6 protein-coding genes are annotated in these 6,172 nt (G+C 69.4%); 5 read left to right on the top strand and 1 reads right to left on the bottom strand.

Annotation, left to right across the window (positions count from 1 at the left end; genetic code table 11):
• Positions 1-105 precede the first annotated feature (105 nt).
• The 5 genes from D7W79_RS37340 to D7W79_RS37360 are packed head-to-tail and all read left to right on the top strand — an operon-like array spanning position 106 to position 5,169.
• Positions 106-714: an MFS transporter gene (locus D7W79_RS37340; protein ID WP_276375547.1), complete on the top strand. Its 609-nt coding sequence runs from the start codon at positions 106-108 to the stop codon at positions 712-714.
• Complete coding sequence (locus D7W79_RS37345) at positions 711-2,840, top strand: carbohydrate binding family 9 domain-containing protein (RefSeq protein WP_120530040.1); 2,130 nt, start codon at positions 711-713, stop codon at positions 2,838-2,840. The genes D7W79_RS37340 and D7W79_RS37345 overlap by 4 nt, the downstream gene beginning before the upstream one ends.
• A 20-nt stretch (positions 2,841-2,860) precedes the next feature.
• On the top strand, positions 2,861-3,703 hold the full coding sequence (locus D7W79_RS37350; RefSeq protein ID WP_120530041.1) for a class I SAM-dependent methyltransferase: 843 nt from the start codon (positions 2,861-2,863) through the stop codon (positions 3,701-3,703).
• Positions 3,704-3,707: 4 nt separating this feature from the next.
• Entirely contained in the window at positions 3,708-4,538 is an 831-nt protein-coding gene (locus D7W79_RS37355) for an MbnB/TglH/ChrH family RiPP precursor modification enzyme (RefSeq protein ID WP_120530042.1), read from the top strand.
• A 16-nt stretch (positions 4,539-4,554) separates the two neighbouring features.
• Positions 4,555-5,169: a hypothetical protein gene (locus D7W79_RS37360; protein WP_120530043.1), complete on the top strand. Its 615-nt coding sequence runs from the start codon at positions 4,555-4,557 to the stop codon at positions 5,167-5,169.
• Positions 5,170-5,184: 15 nt separating this feature from the next.
• Here the strand turns inward: D7W79_RS37360 and D7W79_RS37365 are convergent, their stop codons facing one another.
• Positions 5,185-5,679, bottom strand: coding sequence for a YbhB/YbcL family Raf kinase inhibitor-like protein (locus D7W79_RS37365; RefSeq protein WP_120530044.1), 495 nt, complete (start codon positions 5,677-5,679; stop codon positions 5,185-5,187).
• Positions 5,680-6,172 lie beyond the last annotated feature (493 nt).

Genomic DNA, 6,172 nt, shown 5'->3' on the forward strand with positions numbered 1-6,172 from the left:
CTTATCGTCGGCAGCGTCAGATGTGTATAATAGACAGGGGGGCTGGCGTTCCGGGGGCTCCTGTCGCCCTTCCGCTACGCGAAGGACCGGCCGGGCGCGGCGGCGCTGTTCCTCTGGCAGTTCTTCTTCACCTTCGCGTTGGCGCTGTTCCCCACGTACCTGCCGCTGTACGCGGTGGAGCTGGGGGCGCCCCGGGAGGCGGTGGGCCCGCTGGTGGCGGCGTCGTGGCTGACGTACGCGTTCGCCCAGCCCTTCGGTGGGCGGCTGTCGGACCGGATGTCCCGGCGCGTGGGGCTCATCGCGCCGGGCCTCGCGGGCATGGCGGTGATGGCGGCGGTGCTGGGGGCCTGCGGGTGGCTGCCGGACGGCGTCGCGTTGATGGCGCTGGTGGTGGCCTGGGTGCTGCTGGCCGTCCCCGACGGCCTGCACCGCTCCTCCGCGTCCGCGCTGGTGGTGGAGCAGTCCCCGGGCCCTTCGGAGCGCGGCCGGTTCATGGGCGCGCTGGGCTCCTGCGCGGCGCTGGCCTCCGTGCTCGCGCCCGTCACGTATGGCTTCGTCGCGCAGCGGGCCGGCATCGGCTGCGCGTTCCTCGTGTCGTCGGTGTCCCTCGTGCTGGCGCTCGGCTGTGTGTCGCGCGTGCGCGAGGCGTCGTCCCACGCCCCTCCTGAACCGGCCCCCGTGGCCGCCCTCACCCCCACCTCGGAGCCAGGATGAGCCCCCTTCGCCACCTGTGTCGCTGGGGCACCGCGCTGTTGGCCGCGCTGGTGCCCACGCTGGGACACGCTGATTCGACGTACAAGGTCACCGCGACGCGCACGCAGGACGCCATCACCATCGACGGCAAGGGGGACGAGCCCGCGTGGCAGGCGGCCCCGGAGATTTCGGGCTGGTACCTCACGCGCATCAACTACGGCAAGCCCGCGCCGGACGACACCCGGGTCCGCATCCTCTACGACCAGGACAACCTGTACTTCCTCTTCCACTGCCTGGACTCCAAGCCGGAGCGCATCACCGGCTACACGGTGCAGAACGAGGGGTTCCTCCACCAGGAGGACAACATCACCATCATCCTGGACACGTTCCTGGACCACCGGAACGCGTACTACTTCTGGACCAACCCGCTGGGCGTGCGCACCGACGGGCGCATCGTGGATGACGGCGAGGCGTTCTCCACCAACTGGCGTGGAGAGTGGGAGACGAAGTCCACCATCGTGAAGGACGGGTGGATTTCGGAGGTGCGCATCCCGTTCGCCAACTTCCAGTTCGAGACGAAGGATGAAATCTCCTTCGGCATGCTCCTGGACCGAGAACAGTCGCGCAACCAGGAGTGGAGCAACTGGACGCCCGACGGCGTCAACAGCGCGAAGGTGAGCCGCTACCCGCACCTGGAGGGGCTCAAGGGCATCAAGCCGCGCTCCATCTTCAGCATCACGCCGTACGTGGCCACCACGGTGGCGCTGAAGACGACGGACGACCGGGGCGTCTTCCGTCCCAACGTGGGCGCGGACGCGCGCATCGACCCGGCGCCCTGGCTGTCGGTGAAGCTCACCGCCAACCCGGACTTCAGCGACGCGGAGGCGGACCAGAGCTTCCTCCTGCTGGACACGGACCAGCCGCTGCTGCCGGAGCGCCGCGCGTTCTTCACGGAGAGCGAGCACCTCTTCATCGCGCCCATCAACGTCTTCACCTCGCGCCGCATCGCGCTGCGGCCGCATGACCGGGTGTGGGGCGGCCTGCAGCTCACCGGCAAGCTGGGGGGCTTGAGCTTCTCGATGATGGACGTGCAGCACCGCGACTCCACCGGCCGGGACGCCAACGGGCGCGAGGTCTTCGAGAACGTCAACTCCGGCGTGCTGCGGTTGCAGCAGGACATCGGCAAGCGGTCGATGATTGCCCTGGTGGCCATCAACCGCAGCGGGCGGGGCGGGCTGTTCGGGGACTCGGACTTCCAGACGGTGGGCGTGGATGGCAACTTCCACCTCTTCGAGGAGTTCTTCATCCAGGCGCAGGCGCTGAAGAGCTGGAGCCCGCTGGGCAACGAGGACTCGGACGCGTACCACGTGGGCCTGCACCGCTTCGACACGCTGTCGGAGTTCTGGTTGCAGTTCGAGGACATCGGGAAGAACTACGCGAACCCGCTGGGCTGGACGCCGGTGGTGGACAAGCAGGGCTACAACTCGCGCGTGTTCGTGACGCCGTTCCCCAAGTGGCGCTTCCTGCCGCGGATCGACGTGACGTGGGACTCACTGTGGCGCCGCAACCACGAGCACGAGCGCACGCGCTGGCGCAACCGCCTCAACGTGCAGCCCTACCTGCACCACGACTTCGCGCTCTACCTGGAGGGCATCTACGACGACAACCTGGGCTTCCGGGACCGGCTGGGCACGTTCGGCTTCACCCTGTTCCCGCACGACTGGCAGAGCTACACGCTGACCGCCGTCGCCGGCCGCTTCCTGGGCGGGGAGATCCGCGGCTTCAACGGTTCGGCGAACCTCAAGATTGGACCGCACATCGTCGCGCGCTTCAGCGGCTTCTACACGCGCAACTTCAACGTGCCCACGAACAGCGACCTCTACGGCACGTCCGGGGACGGCTACAGCTTCTCCGGCTACGCGCAGCTGCGCTACCACTTCAGCCCGGACCTCTACGCGCGCCTGACCTTGCAGAAGGGCGGTGTGTACGAACTGGCGGACTACAACGCCGTGAAGGGCACGTTCCTGGACGCGATGGTGGGGTGGCACTACCGCCAGTGGAGCGACATCTTCCTCGTCTACACGGATCAGCCCTTCGGCGGCTCCCAGGAGCGGCGGATCCTCTCGAAAATCTCGTTCAACTACTGACCTGCCCGAGGGCCCTTCGCATGACCGCCGCCGACCCGCAGAGCCTCAAGCGCCGCTACGACGAGGTGTCCCCGAAGTACGACCAGGGCGCGCCCAACGCCATGGCCATCAAGCTGTTCTGGCTGACCTACGAGCACCTCACCTGGAAGCCGGTGGAGGCGCTGCTGCCGAAGGACGGCACGGCCTGGCGCGTGCTGGACGCGGGCGGCGGCGGCGGCAAGTTCGGCACGCGCTTCGCGGAAAGAGGGCACCACGTCACCGTGCTGGACATCTCTCCGGGCATGCTCGACGGCGCGAGGGCCCAGTTCGCCGCGAAGGGGCTCCTGGACCGCGCGGCCTTCGTGGAGGGGAACGTCGCGGCGCTGGAGCTGCCGGACGCGGCCTTCGACCTGGTCTTCTGCGAAGGCGACCCGGTGTCGTACTGCCTGGACGCGTACCCGCGCGCGGTGAAGGAGCTGGTGCGCGTGGCGAAGCCGGGCGCGCCCGTCGTGCTGGGCGTGGACAACCGCTACGAGGCGTTCTCCGGGTACTTGAAGCAGGGCAAGCCGCAGGAGGCCTTCCGCACGCTCCACGACGGCCGCACGACGTGCCCGTACGGCCTGCCGGTGCACGCCTTCACCGTGCGCGAGCTGGAGCGCGCGGTGGCGGACGCGGGCGCTGAGCTGCTGGAGATCTTCGGCAAGCCGGTGATGTTCTTCGACATGCTCCACGCGATGACGGCCGCGCACGGCGGCACCGCGGAGAAGCCGTGGGACGCGTGGGCCGCGCGCGAGGAGATACTGGCGTTGCAGGAGAAGCTGGCGCACGAGGGCTTCGCCGTCCTGGGGCAGCACCTCCAGGTGATGGCGCGGCGCAAGGCATAGCACCATGGGCCTTCCCTTCCTGGGCGTGGGGCTCAGCTACCGCTGGGACCTCAATCCGCACCTGGCGCGTGGCAACCCCGGCGTGGACTGGCTGGAGGTGACGCCCGAGCACTTCCTGCCGCTCACGCAGGACTCGGAGCGGCGGCTGGAGCTGCTCGCGAAGCGCTATCCCCTGGTGGGCCACAGCCTGGAGCTGTCGGTGGGCTCGGACGGCGTGGACGCGCCCGGCTACCGCGAGGGCTTGAAGCGCATCCGTCACGTCACGAAGAGCGTCTGGCACGGAGACCACCTGTGCTTCACGCGCGTGGGGAACCTGCCCCTGCGCGCGCTGACGCCGGTGCCGCTGACGGAGGAGGCGGTGGCCACGTGCGTGCGCAACGTGAAGGCGGCGCGGGCGGACCTGGACGTGCCCTTCGTGGTGGAGAACATCGCGTATCTCTTCCACACGCCGCTCAACACGCTGGATGAGGCGGAGTTCCTGCGCCGCGTGGTGGAGGGCGCGGACTGCGGACTGTTGCTGGATTTGCACAACCTGTATTGCAACGCGGTCAACCACGGGTTCGACCCGTATGCCTTCCTGGACCGGCTGCCATTGGAGCGCGTGGTGCAGGTGCACCTGGCGGGCGGCATCACGATGGAGGGATTGAGATTGGACAGCCACTCCGCGCCGTCGCCGGAGGAGGTGTGGCGCCTGCTGGAGTACGTGGCGCCACGCAGCCCGGTGCGCGGGGTGAACTTCGAGATGGACAGCGGCTTTCCTCCCTTCGCGCGGTTGGTGGAGGAGCTGGCCCGCGCACGCGCCATCCTCCAGCGCTGCGGCGCGAGCGCGGCTTGAACAAGGGGTCCCAGCGATGAGCTACGCACGCACGTTGGAAGTCCTGGCGCGGCTGCACGTGGATCCCCACTTCCGTGAAGCGTGGCGCCGTGACGCCCCCACAGCCCTGACCCCGCTGGGCCTGACGCCGCCGGAAGCGGAGGCACTCCACCGGGTGGATCCGGAGGTGGTGGAGCGCGCCGGCCGGATGATGGACTTCCACCGCACCGAGCGCGTGCGCGAACAGCTGGCCTGGGTGGACGAAGCGAAGCGGCCGGAGCTGGGCCCGCTGCGAGCGCGCTTCCTCCAAGACGTGCCGCCGGAGGTGCTCAACCGCGAGGAGGCCATCGCGTACTGCCACTTCCTGGAGACGGGCGAGCACGCTCCGCACGCGAAGCTCCTCCAAAGTCTGCCCTCATACGTGCCGCAGCTGGCGCGGTGTGAGCGGCTGCGCCTGTCGCTCGCGTGGGGGCTGGCCCCCATGCCGGCGTCGGGCCCGCGCGTGGAGTCCTTCGACTACCCGGTGCTCACGCTGCTCGCCGCGCTGGACGCGCCGGGTTGGCCCCGGGTGGAGCCCAGGCCCACGCGCGTGGAGTACCTCAAGGTGCCCAACCTGCCCGCCGTGATGGCGCGCGAGCTGCCGTCACCTTGAGGTGCCTCGCGTGCCTCAGTGCTTGCGGTGGTGCGTCTTCTCGTAGGTGCCCATGAGCTGGGTCTCCCCCACGATGTGCCCCTCCATCGCCTTGAGCAGCTGCGTGCGCGTGGGCTGGTTCAGGTCCGGCAGCACCGTGTCCAGGGCGTACAGCCGGAAGTAGTACCGGTGGTTGCCCACGGGCGGCATGGGGCCGCCGTAGTCCTGCCGGTTGAAGTCGTTGCGCCCCAGCTTCGCCCCTTCCGGCAGCACGTCCAGGGTGGCCCCGTCCGGGATGCTCTGGGCGTTGACGGGGAGGTTGTAAAGGACCCAGTGGCAGAAGGTGCGCTGGGGGTTCGCCGGGTCCGGCGCGTCCGGGTCCTCCACGATGAGCGCCAGGCTCTTGGCTCCGGCGGGGAGGTTCTCCCAGTGCAGGGGAGGTGCCTTGTCGTCGCCCTCGCCGGTGTAGGCGATGGGGATGGGCATCCCGTCCTTGAACTTCGGCGAGGTGAGCTCGAGCGGCTTCGGCATGCGTGACTCCTTGGGCATGAGCGGCCAACGTGACCCCTGCCAAGCTGGCGATGCCGTCCGTCCGATGCTGAGAGGCGGAGAGAGTGACGCCCGGCCGCCCGATACCTCCCTGGGTGCCCCCCTCCCGCTGATCCACCGGGCGCCCCCCCGGGCCGCCTGCCGCCGCGCGGTCATTCCGGAGGAGAAACACCCCCTGCGGGTCCTCCGCCGTGGTAGCTGCGCTTGCGGGTGCCGCAACCGCTGCTGGCACCCCGGGCCCCCGCGTCCCCGTACCGGTTGCACGCGCCGCGCATTCGGTGCTAAGCGGCGCCCGCGCGTGTATGGGCGGGGTCGGGGTTGGTGAAGGAAACCCAAGACTTTCCCGGGGTTTGGTGAGGCGTCCGCATGGCAGACCAGGAGCCTCGGAAGCAGACGGACGCGCCGGGCAGTGAGCTGGGCGAGACGGCCCGGCAGATGCGGGCGGCGGAGCCGTACATCTCCGCGGTCTGGAAGC

It is taken from the genome of Corallococcus exercitus, from assembly GCF_003611585.1.
Lineage (GTDB): Bacteria > Myxococcota > Myxococcia > Myxococcales > Myxococcaceae > Corallococcus > Corallococcus exercitus.

What these genes read in the sequence shown, in the direction of transcription:
- D7W79_RS37355 (WP_120530042.1), top strand. Translation starts at nt 3,708, where the DNA reads ATGGGCCTTCCCTTCCTGGGCGTGGGGCTCAGCTACCGCTGGGACCTC.
- D7W79_RS37360 (WP_120530043.1), top strand. Translation starts at nt 4,555, where the DNA reads ATGAGCTACGCACGCACGTTGGAAGTCCTGGCGCGGCTGCACGTGGAT.
- D7W79_RS37365 (WP_120530044.1), bottom strand. Translation starts at nt 5,679, where the DNA reads ATGCCGAAGCCGCTCGAGCTCACCTCGCCGAAGTTCAAGGACGGGATG.
- D7W79_RS37345 (WP_120530040.1), top strand. Translation starts at nt 711, where the DNA reads ATGAGCCCCCTTCGCCACCTGTGTCGCTGGGGCACCGCGCTGTTGGCC.
- D7W79_RS37350 (WP_120530041.1), top strand. Translation starts at nt 2,861, where the DNA reads ATGACCGCCGCCGACCCGCAGAGCCTCAAGCGCCGCTACGACGAGGTG.